The organism is Sinomicrobium kalidii, assembly GCF_021183825.1.
Taxonomy (GTDB): Bacteria; Bacteroidota; Bacteroidia; order Flavobacteriales; family Flavobacteriaceae; genus Sinomicrobium; species Sinomicrobium kalidii.
This window is the reverse complement of sequence record NZ_CP089211.1, coordinates 213,477-230,133: the sequence shown is the minus strand read 5'-3', so window position 1 is coordinate 230,133 and position 16,657 is coordinate 213,477. Positions and strand designations below refer to the sequence as shown.

Annotated in this window: 12 protein-coding genes; all 12 read right to left on the bottom strand. The window is 46.2% G+C overall.

The window, feature by feature from the left end; all coding sequences use genetic code 11:
* Positions 1 to 116 precede the first annotated feature (116 nt).
* Positions 117 to 2,126, bottom strand: a complete 2,010-nt coding sequence (locus LS482_RS00900; RefSeq protein ID WP_233029857.1) for a DUF349 domain-containing protein — start codon at positions 2,124 to 2,126, stop codon at positions 117 to 119.
* Positions 2,127 to 2,371: 245 nt separating this feature from the next.
* Positions 2,372 to 3,118 (bottom strand): shikimate dehydrogenase family protein, encoded by a 747-nt coding sequence (locus LS482_RS00895; protein ID WP_233029856.1) that lies wholly within the window; start codon positions 3,116 to 3,118, stop codon positions 2,372 to 2,374.
* 75 nt (positions 3,119 to 3,193) lie between these two features.
* Positions 3,194 to 4,210, bottom strand: a complete 1,017-nt coding sequence (locus tag LS482_RS00890; RefSeq protein WP_233029855.1) for a DUF368 domain-containing protein — start codon at positions 4,208 to 4,210, stop codon at positions 3,194 to 3,196.
* Positions 4,203 to 5,177 carry a DUF368 domain-containing protein gene (locus tag LS482_RS00885; RefSeq protein WP_233029854.1) on the bottom strand — a complete coding sequence of 325 codons (975 nt, stop codon included), beginning with the start codon at positions 5,175 to 5,177 and terminating at the stop codon, positions 4,203 to 4,205. The genes LS482_RS00890 and LS482_RS00885 overlap by 8 nt, the downstream gene beginning before the upstream one ends.
* Before the next feature lie 33 nt (positions 5,178 to 5,210).
* Positions 5,211 to 6,611, bottom strand: a complete 1,401-nt coding sequence (locus LS482_RS00880) for a tetratricopeptide repeat protein (protein ID WP_233029853.1) — start codon at positions 6,609 to 6,611, stop codon at positions 5,211 to 5,213.
* Positions 6,612 to 6,708: 97 nt separating this feature from the next.
* Positions 6,709 to 7,890 carry an aspartate aminotransferase family protein gene (locus LS482_RS00875; protein WP_233029852.1) on the bottom strand — a complete coding sequence of 394 codons (1,182 nt, stop codon included), beginning with the start codon at positions 7,888 to 7,890 and terminating at the stop codon, positions 6,709 to 6,711.
* A 74-nt stretch (positions 7,891 to 7,964) separates the two neighbouring features.
* The gene (locus LS482_RS00870; RefSeq protein WP_233029851.1) at positions 7,965 to 8,531 is read right to left on the bottom strand and encodes a cysteine hydrolase family protein; all 567 of its coding nucleotides are present in this window, start codon (positions 8,529 to 8,531) and stop codon (positions 7,965 to 7,967) included.
* Entirely contained in the window at positions 8,500 to 10,398 is a 1,899-nt protein-coding gene (locus LS482_RS00865; protein WP_233029850.1) for an OstA-like protein, read from the bottom strand. Before LS482_RS00865 ends, LS482_RS00870 begins: the two co-directional genes overlap by 32 nt.
* Positions 10,399 to 10,583: 185 nt before the next feature.
* Positions 10,584 to 11,855, bottom strand: coding sequence for an adenylosuccinate synthase (locus tag LS482_RS00860; RefSeq protein WP_233029849.1), 1,272 nt, complete (start codon positions 11,853 to 11,855; stop codon positions 10,584 to 10,586).
* 139 nt (positions 11,856 to 11,994) lie between these two features.
* Entirely contained in the window at positions 11,995 to 12,441 is a 447-nt protein-coding gene (locus LS482_RS00855) for a Fur family transcriptional regulator (RefSeq protein WP_233029848.1), read from the bottom strand.
* A gap of 324 nt (positions 12,442 to 12,765) precedes the next feature.
* Complete coding sequence (locus tag LS482_RS00850) at positions 12,766 to 14,979, bottom strand: RelA/SpoT family protein (RefSeq protein WP_233029847.1); 2,214 nt, start codon at positions 14,977 to 14,979, stop codon at positions 12,766 to 12,768.
* 181 nt (positions 14,980 to 15,160) lie between these two features.
* Positions 15,161 to 16,396: a M48 family metallopeptidase gene (locus LS482_RS00845; protein ID WP_233029846.1), complete on the bottom strand. Its 1,236-nt coding sequence runs from the start codon at positions 16,394 to 16,396 to the stop codon at positions 15,161 to 15,163.
* Positions 16,397 to 16,657 lie beyond the last annotated feature (261 nt).

The window sequence follows — 16,657 nt, the reverse complement described above, 5'->3', positions numbered from 1 at the left end:
AGACGTATCGTTTTCTTTCGGAGCAGGCAAAGCATTGACTGTTCCGGAAAAACCGGTCCGGTTGGTTATTTATTTAGAGATATCGAAATTACTTTGCGGAATACCGGAAAAAATATTTAATCCATTTCCCGGAGTTGTTGGAGTTTTGCTTTCCACAGTGCAAGGGATTCCTTGTGTTTGTCAATATTTTTGTTCACTTCTTTAACGATAGGATTGCTTTCGTCGGCATTGATGAACTGGAGGTTGTTCTCCAGCTGTCTGATCTCACTTTTTACTTCGTCTATTTTACGGCGGATATAAACCCGTTCGTTATCGATGAGATCGTCTTTGTCCGAATTGGCCAGTTGTTCCAGCTTATTGCCATACTTTATAAGTTCGATGTCCTGTTTGGCAATGTCCAGTTTTTTGAACAGTGCATCTATGATCTTGTTGAACTTGGTCTCAATATTTCGTTTGTAATACGGAACCCGTCCGTGAGACCGCCATTCCGCAATATACTCTTTAACGGTTTCCAGGTCGTCTTCATGTGTTCCGGTGAGTTCGAATTCCTTTAGTTTGTCCAGGATGGCTTCCTTGTTCTTAAAGGCTTCCATTTCTTCCTTGTTGCCTTCGTTCCTGTGCTGGTGGAACCTGTCGAAATAGTGATTACAGGCAGTTTTGAACTCTCCCCATATTTTATCGGAATACTTTCGGGGTACATGCCCTATCTTTTTCCAGTCGGCCTGGATTTTTTTCATCAGCGGGGTTACGGCTTCCCAGTCTTCACTATCCTTGTTTTCCTGGGCTATTTTTATGAGTTCCTGCTTTTTGGTCAGGTTTTCATGCTGTTTTTTCTTGAGGTTTTTGTAAAACTCGTTTTTACTTCTGTTAAACGTACGCACAGCGGTCTTGAAAGCCGCCCATACTTCTTCATTGACCTTTCGGGGTACCCTTCCGGCATTGAAAAAGGCTTCCCTCAGGGCTTCTATTTCACGTATCTGTTTTTGCCATTGGTTATGCGAAGAAGCCTTGTTTTCAGCTATGGCATCTATCTGTGCAATGATCTCCCGTTTTTTGACGAGGTTTTCTTCATGGATCTGGTCCATGTTCCTGAAGTATTCCTGCCGTTTTTCATGGATGACCTTGGTAGCCGCGCTGAACCGGTTCCATATATCTTCCCTGTGCTCCCGGTCTACGGGACCGAGGTCCTCTTTCCATATTTTGTGGAGGGACTGCAGTTCGCGGAAAGCCGCATTGACATCATTTACACGGGCAAGTTCTTCCGCCCGGGTTATCAGCTTTTCTTTTTCTTCCAGGTTGTGCTTAAAGTCGAGATCTCTCAGGTCGCGGTTCAGATCAAGAAAATCGTAAAACCGCTCTATATGATGGTGGTAGGTACGCCAGACATCATTATAATTGACCCGGGGAACGGGGCCGGCTACTTTCCAGCGTCCCTGCAGTTCCTTAAAGTGTTTGTAAGTGGTATTGATGTTTTCCTCTACATTGATGAGGCCTTTCAGCTCTTCAATGATCTCCTGCCGTTTGGCAAGGTTGCTCTTGAGGTTTTGTTCCAGGCTTTTGTAATACTGGTTCTTTTTCTCCTTATACTCGCCGTACGCCTTGTTAAAACGCATTTTTACGGGTGAGTTGTAACGAAAGTCTATTTCATTACCGCCTTCGTTAAGGAATTCTTCCTTTTTTTCTTCCAGTAACTCCTGGAATTTCAGGTCGAATTCGTATTTGATGCCGTCCACGTGTTCTTTTATGGCCTGGACTTTTTCGTTCTTGAGCAGTTTTTCAAGCTCTGCCACCAGTTTTTCCATGCTCATGGCATGATAGTCCAGTACCGGGATGGAATGCCTTTTGACATTATCCTCGTCTTCGGCATCTTCGGCATTGGATTCGTCTATCTCGTTTATAACCTCTGCATCGTTGACTTCTATGGTAACCGGGGCGGCCTGGTCGGTATTTTTTTCATCCTGCGTTTCCTCCTTCTCCCCGTCTTCAGACACATCACCGCCGGTTTTTGCTTCTTCCCCCGGGGCAGCTGTGTGATCAACTATAATGTCCTTTTCTTCTCCTTCTGTCCGGCCGTTAGCTGAATTTTCCTCTGCCCGGTGCAGGTTGTTGTCTTTTTGGTCTAACATCTTAAAAATGTTTATGGTTCATCATTACTTTGGAATGTGAAAGATACTAACAACTGTTAAAATAGCAAAACTTTTAGGAATTTTAGAAAGCTACTTGCGCAATTCCGTTTCGTACCCTCAAAAGCGGCACTGTCAGGGCGATGCGCTCCTGTTTACGATTACAAACAGGAGGCAACACCAGTATTTAATGGAATTATTTTCTGAAAAAACGGATTAAAATAAAGGAGTGTTGCGGACAAGGCATTTTATGCCCCATCCGGAGGGGAATTCCATATTTCCCATGCTTTTTCCGCCTGGAATTGCAGCATTTTCAATCCGTTGCTCGTTATGGCACCTCTTTGTTTGCCTTCTTTCAGGAAAGACGTCTCGGCCGGGTTGTAAATGAGGTCGTAAAGTAAATGTTTGTCGGTAATGTACTGATAGGGAATATCGGGTTTATTGTCTGCATCCGGAAAAGTACCCAGCGGGGTACAGTTTACAATGATCAGGTATTCGGCAAGGATATCTTCGGTAAGGTCCTCGTAGGATAATTGTCCCTTTCCGGGATGACGCGATACGAATGTGTGCCGGATATCCAGTTCCTTAAAGCTGAATGCCACGGCTTTTGACGCTCCTCCGGTGCCGAGTATCAACGCTTTCTGATGTTCTTTGCACAGTAAGGGTTGCAGTGAAGCCTGGAAACCGTAATAATCGGTGTTATACCCGATAAGCCGGTCTTTACCGGCCTTTATGACATTTACCGCACCGATTTGCTCCGCTTTATTGCTCAAGCCCGAAAGGTAGGGGATGATGGCTTCTTTATACGGAATGGTGACATTACACCCCCGGATATCCGGATGTTCCTGCAACAGGGAAGGAAAATCTTCTATTTCCGGAATGTCGAAGTTCACATAGGTGTGGTCTGTCAGCTGCAGTTTTTCAAATTTTTCCCTGAAATAAACCTGCGAGAAGGAATAGGATATGTTTTTTCCGATGAGTCCGAATAAAGGCATTGTCTTGGGTTTTGCGGTTTACAAATTGATTGTCCCTTCCGGATGATCCGGTTTGAAAACAGGCCGGACAAGGCGTTACTTTACCTTTCTTGTCCGTCTTCCGTACCAGTCGAGTGAAAGGACAACGAAAATCCCAAAGATAACAAAAGCTATGGCTATCCAGGTCTCCGAAATGGAAAAATCGGGAATATAGCGGCGGTAATTTTGTATGATCCGGTGCCCTTCACTGTCAAAGATAAATTTTCCCGCTTCGTTCGTGCGGTATATCGTTTCTTTCCATGGCCATACAACGCCCAGGGAGCCTGTTATAAAGCCGATGATTATGGCTGTGGTGATATTTTTGTAATGCTTGAGCACGTAATTCAGCAGGTGCGAAATGGTCACCAGTCCTGTGGCAGATCCCAGGGTGAACACACCGAGGATGATCAATACGTCTATTCGCTCTTCGTTCTGAAGGAAGGAAAAATCACCGCGCAGCATTTCGGCAAAGGTATCGTAAAGGGCATTTACCGAATCTACCAGCAGGAGTACGTAATTGCCCAGAAGAATAAGGATAAAGGACCCGGACAGGCCGGGCAGCGTCATCCCGGACACACTGATAATACCACAAAGGAAAATGAAGAGGAGATTGGTGTTTTCTCTCGCGGGACTCAGGAAACTGATGGATATCCCGACCAGTAATCCCGCAATAGCCGAGATAACGGTTTTCCGGTTCCAGCAAAAGCCTCTTGAAATGTAATATATGGACCCCAGGATCATTCCGAAAAAGGTTGCCCAGACAAAGAGCTCTTTTTTGGCAATAAAAAAATCGAGTATTTTGGATACACTGAAATAACTCACCAGCATACCGAAGATGAGCAGTCCCAGGAACCTTCCGTTGATATAGCGGAAAAAGGACTTAAACCTCCCGTTGATGAGTAATTTCAGGGCCTTGAGGTTGATTTTCTGGAGTGAATAGATGAATTCCTCGTAAAATCCGGCCACAAAAGCCACAATGCCACCGGAGACCCCGGGCACCTTGTTGGCAGCTCCCATGGCCAGTCCTTTTATCACTAAAAAGACCCTGTCCCTAAGTGTTCTGACACTATTCATTGGTTTTTTGAGCTTTTACAGCTATTTTTTCCAAAAGATATATGGTAAGGAAACCTGCAACAGCAACAAGACAGGCCAGCAGAAGCTGACTGTCTCCCTCAAAGTGGAAGGGCGAAATACTCTTTTGCAGGACGGGGACCTGTTCGTTGTGGGAATTGGTCCTCCACGACAGTGTTTCTTTCCATGGCCAGATCTTATTGAGCGACCCTACCATAAAACCGGTAAGCAGGGCAAGCGTGGTGTTTTTATAGTGACGGAACATCCAGTTGAGCACGCCGGAAAACAGTTTGATTCCGAAAACGGCCCCGAGGCCGAAAACGGCCAGTTTAAGGAATGCCTGCCCCAGTATATGGGTATTGGCATTGAACAAACCTTCGCGAAGCTGGTTTATGATGTTTATTACGATCTCGTATGATCCCAGGAGCAGGAGGATAAAAGCCCCCGAAACGCCGGGGAGTATCATGGCTATTATGGCAATAAAGCCCGAAAGAAACAGGTAGGGAAAACCTTCGGGTGAACTCGCCGGGCTGGCAATGGTAATGTAGTAGGAAATTACAACCCCCAGAATAATGGCGGCAGTGACCTTTGCAGACCAGCGGGAGATCTGTTTTCCCACAAAGAGAATACTGGCAATGACAAGGCCGAAGAAAAATGCCCAGACCGCAATAGGATGGGTTTTAAGCAGCCAGCTGATAAACCTGGCCAGAGACAGTATGCTGATGGCTATACCGAGAAAAAGTGCCAGAAGGAAGTTACCGTTTATCGTAGCCCACATGGCTTTGAAGCCTTCTTTTTTCCATATTTTTAAGGCCGAAAGGTTAACCTGGTGGATAGAGCGTATAAGTTCTTCGTATATTCCCGAGATAAAAGCTATGGTGCCTCCCGACACCCCGGGAACGACATCGGCAGCCCCCATTGCCATTCCTTTAAAGGTGATTATCAAATAATCAGATAGCCTTCTTTGCATATGCTGTTCTTTAACGAACAAAAATAGGCAATTTTAAATAGAAGCCTTTTTAAAATCTGTTATAATATTCTTAACAGTTTTACGACTGAAAATGGAAGGAAATAACTCTTCCATAACGGTATGGGCCTCATAGTTATCGGAAAGCGCATTTTTGAGGTGAAAACGGCCTTTAAGGCTGTCGGAAAGGGTGTAATACAAACCTGCGATCCGGTATTCCAGAAGGGCTTCGTTAGGGTAGAACTCCAGGGCCTGGAGCATCACGTGTACGGCGCTTTCGAATTCCCCTATTTTAACCAGGATATCACACCAAGAGGTCCAGGTGCTCAATTCGTAATTGCCGAGCTCTATGGTTTTCTGGTAAGAAATATCTGCTTCTTCATACAGGTGCAGTTGCTTGTTGATTTCCGCACACCGTTTCCAGTAGGCGATATTTTCACTGTCTATGTTCAGTGCCTTGTTGATGTAATATTTGGCTTTCTGGTAGTTGTACTGTTTCAGGTAGAAATCGGTGATGGCAATCCATCCTTTGTCGAGTAAAGGGTCTTCGTGTACGGTTTTGTAATAGTACTGTTTGGCTATATTGTCATGACCCAGTTTTTCATGACATTTCCCTATCCTGAGGTAAGCGAAGGATGTGGGGTCGTCAAGTCCCAGGGTGAGTTCATAATTTTCAATGGCTTCGTTGTAACGCTCCATTTTTTCGAGTACTTTTCCTTTTTCGAGGTATGCCCCGATAAAGGTATCATCGGAAATAATAGCAAAATCGAAAGCCGCCAGGGCCTCCTTGAACATTTTCTTGTGGAAAAACTGTTTTCCCATCTGGTGCCAGCCCACTTCGTTATACGGGTTCAGTTCGAGATAGGTGTTCAGGTACGCTATGGCCCCGTCGTGGTCCTCCAGAAAGTCAAAACAATAAATGATATTGTACAGGGCCGAATAGTCTTCCGGGTCTTCCGCCAGGCATTTGATAAAAAAATCCTTGGCTTCGGAATAATTATCCAGGAACAGGTATTCCATGCCGATAAGCGAATAGATATCCGCATTGTCATTCGCATGGGCCAGGGCTTCCTTGAGCAGTACAATGGCCATGCTGTGATTGTCTTTCTTGGAGTAAATATTGGCGCGCTGTATGTAAATCTCTTCATTAGAGGTTTCCAGGGCCGCCAGTTCGTCGAGCATCTGTTCCGCCACATCCAGCCTGTTCTCGAAAATAAGCACTTCTATTTGCAGTAATTTCAGGTTGGTGGAGGTCGTATGCTGTTCGAGTCCTATTTTTATCGCTTTCTTGGCCAGCGCTACTTTTCCCAGATCAAGATAATGGTGTATAATGTCTTCGAAATCATCCGCATCAAAAAAATACACGTCGTTGGTCTTGAGCATGGATTCGAATTTCGAAATGGGGAAGTCTCGGTCTTCGTTAGAACTAAATGGCATAGGCATGCTTTTTTAGAATTCTACGTTAATAAATTTAGGGCTTGAAGCCTTTATCTCTAACAGTTGGGCGTATTTGTTATCAACAAAGTAGTTAACATTAATCGTGCCATTGGTCGAGGATTTTCAGGATTATGGCACAGCCTTTCCGTATTTCTTCTTCCGAAATGGTAAGGGGAGGGGTAATGCGTACTGCCCCGGGTTCAAAAAGCAGCCAGAAAAGCAGTAATCCTTCCTCCAGTGACCGCAGGATGACATGGCTGGCCAGTGCTGCATCTTCTGTCATTATGGCAAGCATGAGGCCTTTTCCCCTTATCGCCTTTATCCGCGGATGAACGAGCAGTTCGCGGAACAGTTTTTCCTTCTCCAGGCTGTCTTTCATAAGCGTGGTCCCGGTAACCTCCCTCAGGGTGGCCAGGCATGCTGACGCTATGACAGGGTTCCCGCCGAAAGTGGTAACATGTCCCAGTTTTGGCCTGTCTTTCAACGCATTCATCATGGAGGTTGATGCGCTGAATGCCCCCACTGGCATACCGCCTCCCATACCTTTACCCATAACGAGGATATCGGGGACAATGCCGAAGTGTTCAAAGCCGAAAAGCTTCCCGGTACGCCCGAAACCGGGTTGTATCTCGTCCAGGATAAGCAATGCCCCGGTTTCATCGCAGCGCTTTCTTACTTTCCGGAGATAGTCGTTTTCCGGCAGAATGAACCCGGCCCCGCCCTGGATGGTTTCCAGGACCACTGCCGCCGTTTTTTGGGTTATTTTTTCCAGGTCTTCTTCCCTGTTAAACCTGATAAAGCTGCTTCCCGGGATAAGCGGGCGGAAGGCCTGCCGTCTTTCTTCCCGTCCCATAATGCTCATGGAGCCCTGTGTATTGCCGTGATAGGCATCTTTCGCCGCAATGATCCCGCTTCGGCCGGTCACTTTCTTGGCGAGTTTCAGGGCGCCTTCTATGGCTTCGGTCCCCGAGTTTACCAGATAGGTGGTTTCCAGCGGGGCGGGGAGGTGTGCAGCCAGCAGTTTGGTGAGCTCAACAGCGGGTTGCTGGATAAATTCGCCATAAACCATGACATGCATATAGGTTTCGGCCTGTGCTTTTACGGCATTGACCACTTTGGGGTGGCTGTGCCCCAGGGTGTTGGCGGAGACCCCTGCAATAAAGTCAAGATACGCTTTTCCGCCGGTATCGTAAATATAGCTGCCCCGCGCGTGCGATACTTCCAGGGCCAGCGGATGGGGCGAGGTCTGGGCCTGGTAGTGTAAGAAATCCTCCTTCATTTTTTCAATATGTTGATATTTTCCAAGTGCCCTTGTCGTATTTTATTTAAAAAACTTAAAGACTAAACGCAGGTTTAAAGTGAAATGTTATGCGTATGTTCGGTTTTTAGCTGTTCAAAGCTTTTCACCATTATTTTTCCGCCGGTCGGAGCCAGGTTCTGCCATACCCAGTTATAGTGTTCAACTACTTTTTCAGCAGTCCGGAATGGCCTTTCGCCTGTAGTATGACCATCGGCGACGACAGTGATATTATAATCTTTAATCAGGGCCGATTGTATGGTCGATTCTACACAGAAGTCCGTAGCACAACCTGTTATAAACAGTTCGTTTACGCGCATTTCATCCAGCTTTGATTTCAGTTTGGTGTTGTAAAACGCGTCATTTGCATATTTGTCAATGAATATGTCGGTTGATGTTACGGTGAGATCATCTAATAATTCCCAGTCAACTGTCCCCGGGATAAATTCATTGGTCCCGGTACCGTCATGTTGTATGAAAATGACGGGGCAACCGGATGTTCGGAAAACCCGGGCAAGTGAATTGATCCTGTATATCACTCCTTCCGTATCCAGCCGGGGTGTTTCGGAAGTGAAAGACCCTTTTTGCATGTCAATGATCAGAAGTGCTTTTTTGTGTTTCATGCTGTAAAATAGAATCTGTCGGTTTTGGTGAAATCAGGGAGTCTTTTTTCACTTCTTTAGTGATAGAATCCATGGCCTTTGTAATCGTGTCCCGGACTACTTCCTGAGCATCTTTCTTTTCTTCGGCGACGGTCGTGTCTTTTTCCGTACCCGGTAAAGCTATCGTATCTTCCTTTTCCGGGGGGATACTGTCTTTTTTTCCGGCCGGGAGCGGCACGGGTTTCCTGGGGGGCAGGCTTTGCGAAACGGAATCTCCCATGGCCCTGCGGTATTCCTCTTCCTCGGCTTCGATGTCTATCGGGTTGTCTATTCCGCGAATTTTTACCAGTTCTATGTTGTTGTCTTCCTCGTCGAAAATATCGTCTTTGGAGTGGATCATCTCATCGCCATACCAGACAAAGCCTCTTAATTTCCGGGCATTTCCGGGCAACTGGCTTTCGGGGTACAATACGGCGTCCGGGTTTATGAAATAGGAGATGTCCTCTATCTCGTTGTTTTCAATGGTGAACTGGATATTGCCGCTTACGTGTTTGTCAATGCCGATCAGTTCGTTCTTGTCATTGCGCGTGTAGTAAATGGATTCCGCATTTTTGATGATATCTACCACACGCAGTTCGTTTTCTTCGAAATATCCCAGGAGTTCCTTGCCTTTTATCTGGTTGTACCCGTTCTCACTCAACGAATCTTGCTGTACCACAAATGCATTGTCCCACACGCGGAGGGAATCGAGTTTTTCGGTTTCGGGATCGGAGAGGAGGTTTATGCTGTCTCCGGTCATCTGTGTTCTGCCCGACCATAATATGGGCCGGGTAATGAGCTGCGTAATGCCCGTTTTCTGGTCGGAATGAATGGAATCGCACTTACCGCTCAGGTCCGTTTTGTAGAAACGGGCTTTTCTGAAGGCCCGGATAATGCGGTGTTCCGGTTTTCCCGTTACCATAAGTGTGTCCCCGTGGATATAGATCGAATCGTTCTCCACCAGGTTAACGGCTACAGCTCTTTTGGTGATGAATACGGAGTCTTTTTCCTTGAAAACCTCGGCATAATGTCCTTTTACGATCCCCTTGTTGATCGTATCGGTGATTTTTATGTTATTGGTTGCCGAGGCGAAGTTTTTTGCCTTGTGAAAGTACAGGCTGTCCCCGTTGATAATACGGTTGCTGTAATCTACCCGGGAATTTTTTACAAAATAGCCTTCTTCCTGTTCGGTTTTATAAAATCCCCTTTCGCAGTAAATGGTGTAGTCTTTACCGATGATGGTGGAAGGGCCGTACATGTAGGCGTGTTTGGTGGTGGTGTAATAATCCAGCCGGAGGGAATGGAGTTCGTATTCCGGATTGGTGATTTTTACGTCGTTGCGGAACCGGTATTTTTTCGGGGTCATAAAATACCGTCCCTGTTTGCTGGTCAGGATATTGGCGGTGTCCTTAATGGTCCCGAACGTATTGTAATAGGCTTCCTGTTTCTTTCGGTCAAAATAGAGCGTGTCCGTAGTGAGTGTCATATCCGGGTTTTGGAGCACCACATCTTCTTTTGCCAGGGCCAGTTTGGTATTGCCGTCATACTCGATGTAGCCGCTGTTCATCTGTATGGTATCGCCCTGCTGCAGGAATACATTCCCGAAAGCCTTGAGGAGGTTTTCCTTCTGGTAAAAGACGGCCAGGTCGCACCAGAGGTCAATGCCTTCGTGTTCAAACTGTACCTGTCTTTCGTCCCTGCTGAAGATGGAGGCCCCGGGGTATTTTTCTTCGTTCTGGGTGTACTCCCCGCTGTATATAATGTTGATCTTTTTCTTTTCCTGTGCATAAGACGCCAGTGAAAAGAAAAGGACGAGACCAACGGATATTTTTTTCAGGTAAACCGGCACGCTTATTAAGTTTGTTTCAAAAATAGGTTTTTTTGAACAGGAAGTCACGGATTTAAGAGGAATTTAATAACATAAAGGTTCACCCGATCTTGCCTGTAAAGAAACAATTCCCCCTCCCTGAGGGGGCAGGGAATAAAAGATGAACCTGTTCCGAAACCTGCAACCCGCAACTGAAAACCGGCAGCTTACCTGTAAATGGTCTGTGTCCTGTCGGGACCAACGGATACTATTTTTACCGGTACCTCAAGGTTTTCTTCGAGGAAGGTGATATAGTCGTTAAGCGCTTCCGGAAGCTCATCTGCGGCACTGAGCCCGGTAAGGTCTTTGTCCCATCCTTTCAACTCGGTATAGACCGGGCTTACGTTTTGCTCCTCGATATTGTAAGGCAGGTGGTGGATGGTCTTGCCTTTGTAATTGTATGCGGTACAGACTTTAAGGGTTTTGAACCCGCTTAATACATCGGCCTTCATCATCATTAACTGGGTCACCCCGTTAACCTGTACGGCATATTTGAGGGCTACCAGGTCGAGCCATCCGCAACGTCTTGCCCTCCCGGTAGTGGCGCCGAATTCGTTGCCCACACGGGCCATGGTCTTGCCGTCTTCGTCAAAAAGTTCGGTAGGGAAGGGGCCGCTGCCCACACGGGTGGTATAGGCCTTGAAAATCCCCAGTACTTCCCCTATCCTGTTGGGAGCCACACCAAGCCCGGTACAGGCACCGGCTGCCGTGGTATTGGAAGAAGTTACAAACGGATAGGTCCCGAAATCGATATCCAGCAGGGAACCCTGTGCACCCTCGGCGAGGATGGTCTTTCCGGATGCCTGGGCCTGATAAATGTATTCCTCGCTGTCTATGAAAGTAAGTTTTTTGAGTTCTTCCACAGCTTTGAAAAAATCCACTTCCAGTTCGTTAAGGTCATACTGTACGTCTACATCATAGAATTTGATCATGGCTTCGTGCTTATCGGCGAGGTGACGGTATTTTTCCTTCCAGTCGTCCATTTCCAGATCGCCCACACGGATACCGTTCCTCCCGGTTTTATCCATGTATGTGGGACCGATACCTTTTAGGGTGGAGCCTATTTTTGCCTTTCCTTTCGAAGCTTCTGAAGCGGCGTCGAGCAGCCGGTGGGTGGGGAGAATGAGATGTGCTTTCCTCGAAATAAGGAGTTTTGGAAGGATGTCAATGTCGAACTTTACAAGATTGTCGAGCTCTTTTTTGAAGATCACGGGGTCTATAACCACACCGTTTCCTACGATATTGACGGCATTCGGATGGAATATGCCTGAGGGAATGGTGTGAAGCACGTGTTTAATACCATCAAATTCCAGGGTATGTCCTGCATTGGGGCCGCCCTGAAAACGGGCTATAATGTCGTAATTTTTAGTGAGAACATCTACGATCTTGCCTTTTCCTTCGTCTCCCCATTGGAGTCCGAGTAGTAAGTCTACTGCCATTGTCTTGTTCGTGTTTATCTGGTCTTTTTCGTTAATACAATATGCTGACTGCCATCAGGTCTGGTGTTATTGGTTTTGAAAAGCCGTATATCCTGATGGCGGGTAGTCTGTTTTTTTGAGTTAGCTGATTATATGAGGCTTATGATTTCTCTTCTTCCTTGGTGGCGTAAAAGTAGAGGGAATGATTGTGTATTTTGATATTGAATACTTCCTCAATGGTTTGTTTTATGGATTGTATACGGGGGTCACAGAATTCCATAACCTCGCCGGTATCCGTAAGGATCACATGGTCGTGCTGTCTGTCAAAATACGATTTTTCATAGTGGGCCTGGTTCTGGCCGAACTGGTGTTTCCGGGCAAGACCGCATTCCAGGAGCAGTTCTATGGTATTGTACAGCGTAGCCCTGCTGACCCGGTAGTTCTTGTTCTTCATTTTAATGTACAGTGATTCTATATCGAAATGTTCTTCACTGTCATATATTTCCTGGAGGATAGCATAACGCTCCGGGGTTTTCCTGTGGCCGTTGTCTTCGAGAAAACGGGTGAAGACGTTTTTCACTATCTCCTGATTCTTCTTATTGGTCATCTCATTTGTCATAACGAAGGACATCAAAAAAAATTAACACACAAACTTACATATTTTTTTCTCGTTCTTGCATACATTTTCACAATCGGGAAAATATGTAAAGTTTTAATTTCAAACGGGTAACAGGCAATCATTATTTTTTTAACGTTTTCATATCAAATTGTACGGTAACAACATCCTGAAAAACCTGCATTTCCGCTACCGGAATTCCGGGGTGGTAATTTTCCGGGAAATTACCGGTACAAAGATACGCAAAGATTTTGGTTTGGTGCTGCCCGGCCCGGATTCCGGATGTTAAGGGGGGCGGGTGTGGCCGGTATGCGGTTATACCCTGGATACCTTGTCAATGCCGTTTACCTTTTTCAGGTTATCGATGAGTTTCCTGAGAATGGTATTGTTTTTTACCACAACGGTGATCTTACCTGAAAAAACGCCGTCGTTGGTATCGAAATTAATGTTTTTCATGTTTACGTGCATATTGTTGGAGATCACCTTGGTGACATTGTTCACCAGCCCCATGTTATCTATTCCGGAAAGCCTGAGCACTACCACAAATTCCTGTTGTGTGGAATCTATCCATTTGGCGGAAATGATCCTGTATGCATAATTGGATTGCATGGCAATGGCATTCGGGCAGTCCTTTTTGTGCACTTTTATTCCCTCGTTGACCGTAATAAAACCGAAAACATCGTCACCCGGAATGGGATTGCAGCAGTTGGAGAGCTTGTAGCTGAGTTTTTCTTCTTCCCTTCCGAAGACCAGCAGGTCATACTTTGCCGTAACTTCCTGCTTGTTCAGGTCTTCCTGCGGGGCAGATGGCGCCTTTCGGATACGGTTCTTGAAGAAGTTGATGAACGTATTGGTCCTCGATGCCGCAAAGTTTTTCAGCATCTGGTTATCGATGGTGCCGATGCCTACGCGGAAAAAGAGGTCCAGGCTGGTCTTGAGTTTGAAATAAACCACCAGTTCGTTGACCACTTTTTCGTTGAGTGTGATCTTCATGTGTTTCAGCTTCCGTCGCAGCAATTCCTTGCCTTCTTCGCCGATCTGCTTTTTGTCTTCCTTGAGCGAGGTTTTTATTTTGGACCTTGCCCTGGCCGTGGTGGCGTAATCGAGCCAGTTGGCATTGGGTTTGGACTGCTGGGAAGTAATGATCTCCACCTGGTCGCCACTCTTTAGTTCGTAGCTGAGCGGCACAAGTTTTCCGTTAACCTTGGCCCCTCTGGTACTCATGCCTATTTCCGTATGGATATTAAAGGCAAAATCGAGTGCAGTGGCCCCCTTGGGCAGGGATTTCAGTTCACCTTTGGGCGTAAAGACGAAGATCTCCTTGGAATAAAGGTTGAGCTTGAACTCCTCTACAAAGTCGACTGCATTTGAATTGGGATTTTCCAGGGCTTCCTGGAGGCGGTTGAGCCATATTTCGATGCCTTGTTCCTTCTGGTCTCCGTGTTTGTACTTGAAGTGTGCGGCATATCCCTTTTCGGCAATTTCGTGCATGCGCTCGCTGCGTATCTGTACTTCCACCCAGCGTCCCTTCGGTCCCATTACGGTGATGTGGAGGGCCTCGTAGCCGGTGGATTTCGGGGAGGATATCCAGTCGCGCAACCGGACGGGGTTGGGACGGAAGTGATCGGTTACGATCGAGTATATTTTCCAGGCCAGGAATTTTTCGTTTGCCGTGTCGGATTTGTAGATGATGCGTATGGCAAACTTGTCGTAGACCTCGTCATAACTTACATTCTGGATCTTCATTTTTCTCCGGATGGAGAACACGGATTTCGGACGCCCTTTGATCTGGTAGTTGAGTCCTTCCTGGTCCAGGCTTTCCCGTATCACGTCAGAAAAGGCCGTGATATAGTTTTCCTGATCTTCCTTGCTCTCTTCCACCTTACCGAGGATATCGTTATACACTTCAGGTTCGGTGTACTTTAGTCCCAGGTCTTCAAGTTCGGTTTTGATGTTATACAGGCCGATACGATGGGCAAGGGGCGCATAAATGTAAAGTGTTTCGGAGGCTATTTTTACCTGTTTGTGTTCGGGCATGGCCTCCATGGTCTGCATGTTGTGCAGGCGGTCGGCAATTTTAATGATGATCACTCTTACGTCGTCGTTGAGCGTGAGCAGCATTTTGCGGAAGTTCTCGGCCTGCAGGGAGATATCCTTTTCTTTACTGAGGTGCGATATCTTGGTAAGGCCGTCTACAATGACCGCCACCGTCTTGCCAAACATTTTTTCGATGTCCTCCAGCTTGTATTCGGTGTCTTCCACCACATCGTGGAGCAGGGCGGCAGCTATGGAGGTGGCATCGAGCCCTATTTCCGAAGCTACGATCTTGGCTACGGCTATCGGGTGAAAAATATAGGCTTCCCCGCTTTTGCGCCGCTGTTCCTTATGCGCATCAACAGCCGTGTCAAATGCTTTTCTGATGAGTTTTTTGTCTTCATCACTAAGCGTCTGATAGCTGATGCGAAGCAGTTCTTTATATTGCTTGGCAATCTCTTTGTTCTCTTTTTCCGTATCAATCACTACTGCCATAACAGGACTCCCGTTTTATTCGGTTATTTCGGTGTTGCGAACTTTTCCGGGATTTCTTCCCGGAGGTTGTACGCTTATATATAAAGTTAATAAAACTTTTACAAATAATAAGCAAATTCCATGCCTTAAAAATGGTTGCAGGATTATTGGGTTCCGGCCCATGTGTACGAACCGGATTGTATTACTGTCCCTTTAAATTTTGTATGCGTTGTAACAAAGTGGGGTGGGAGTAATGCATTTTTACATAAGCAGGATGGGGGGTAAGGTTGCTCAGGTTGTTCCGGGACAGTTTTTTGAGGGAATTGATCAACGGTCCGGCCCTGAAAGAGGTTTTGGCATAATTATCGGCCTGGTATTCGAATTTCCGGGAAAAGGAGTTCATGATAAACCCGGTAATTTCCGAAACCGGACTGTAGAGAATACCGAATGCGATCAGACCGATATGAAAACTTTGCTGCGGCACACCCAGTGCATAAGAGAGCTCCGGCACATGGATACAGAGCGACAATATGTAAAGTGTAAAGCCCGTGAGCAATATGGAGGCCAGTACATTAAAGAGGATGTGCTTTCTTTTGTAATGACCCACCTCGTGGGCCAGAACGGCGACGATTTCATCGGTGTCCAGGTCCTTGATAAGCGTGTCGTATAGGGTAATGCGTTTTTGCCGTCCGAAACCGGAAAAATAGGCATTGGCCTTGGTAGACCGCTTGGAACCGTCAATAACAAATATCTTGTCGAGTGTAAAGCCCACATCGGCAGCGTATTTTTCGATGGCGGATTTCAGTTCGCCTTCTTCCAGAGGTGTCTGTTTGTTGAACAGGGGAACAATGAGTTTGCTGTAGAACATATTCATAAATATGGTAAAAACAGCTACGGCGCCCCAGGCATAAAGCCAGAAATCCTTTCCGGCCACCTGGTAAAACCAGATGATAAGGGCAAGGATACCGCCGCCCAACAGGGCACCCATACCCCATCCCTTTATCTTATCGAGGAAGAAGGTTTTCCGGGTAGTTTTGTTAAAACCGAATTTTTCTTCAATGACAAATGTATGATAGTATGAAAAGGGCGTCGTAAGAATGTCACTGGCAAACATGATAATGCCAAAGAAAACCAGGGCGATAACGATCGGATTGTCGGAAACCCCGCGTGCTGTACGGTCTACATATTCAAACCCGTCCAGAAAGAAAAATGCCAGGGTCAGCAGCAGTGAAAAAGCGGAGGAAATTACTGAAAACCTGTAGTTTGTCTTTTTATAGGCCCGGGATTGGGCATATTTTTCATCATCATAAACATCGTCGAGTTCACGGGGAACGGGATCGTCAAAGTGTTTTGCATTCAGGTAGTCGAGAACCTGGTCGATGATAAATTCGAGGAGCAGGATACCTATAATGACATAAAACAATAGTGTGGGAGCCATACGCTTTTCTCTGATTGATATGATTGACAAACTTCGTGAAAGTCTTTGGAATAAACAATGGCCGGTTTGCAGTCTTTTGAAATAACGAATGACGAATACAGAATAACGAACCGCAGAACTGTAGAATACCGAATGATGAAGTGTTGTTTTGACGGTGATTTTTTACTTCGGCGTTCGTGATTCAGAATTCATTATTCAGCCTTATGGGTACGGTGCAAGTTTTTTGAGTAAAATGCACACTACAAATAAAATTTGCTCTGA

Bases quoted from the DNA above. Each gene is read 5' to 3' on its own strand.
- LS482_RS00875 (WP_233029852.1), bottom strand. From the start codon at position 7,890: ATGAAGGAGGATTTCTTACACTACCAGGCCCAGACCTCGCCCCATCCG.
- LS482_RS00900 (WP_233029857.1), bottom strand. From the start codon at position 2,126: ATGTTAGACCAAAAAGACAACAACCTGCACCGGGCAGAGGAAAATTCA.
- LS482_RS00845 (WP_233029846.1), bottom strand. From the start codon at position 16,396: ATGGCTCCCACACTATTGTTTTATGTCATTATAGGTATCCTGCTCCTC.
- LS482_RS00870 (WP_233029851.1), bottom strand. From the start codon at position 8,531: ATGAAACACAAAAAAGCACTTCTGATCATTGACATGCAAAAAGGGTCT.
- LS482_RS00890 (WP_233029855.1), bottom strand. From the start codon at position 4,210: ATGAATAGTGTCAGAACACTTAGGGACAGGGTCTTTTTAGTGATAAAA.
- LS482_RS00895 (WP_233029856.1), bottom strand. From the start codon at position 3,118: ATGCCTTTATTCGGACTCATCGGAAAAAACATATCCTATTCCTTCTCG.
- LS482_RS00855 (WP_233029848.1), bottom strand. From the start codon at position 12,441: ATGACCAATAAGAAGAATCAGGAGATAGTGAAAAACGTCTTCACCCGT.
- LS482_RS00850 (WP_233029847.1), bottom strand. From the start codon at position 14,979: ATGGCAGTAGTGATTGATACGGAAAAAGAGAACAAAGAGATTGCCAAG.
- LS482_RS00860 (WP_233029849.1), bottom strand. From the start codon at position 11,855: ATGGCAGTAGACTTACTACTCGGACTCCAATGGGGAGACGAAGGAAAA.
- LS482_RS00885 (WP_233029854.1), bottom strand. From the start codon at position 5,177: ATGCAAAGAAGGCTATCTGATTATTTGATAATCACCTTTAAAGGAATG.
- LS482_RS00880 (WP_233029853.1), bottom strand. From the start codon at position 6,611: ATGCCATTTAGTTCTAACGAAGACCGAGACTTCCCCATTTCGAAATTC.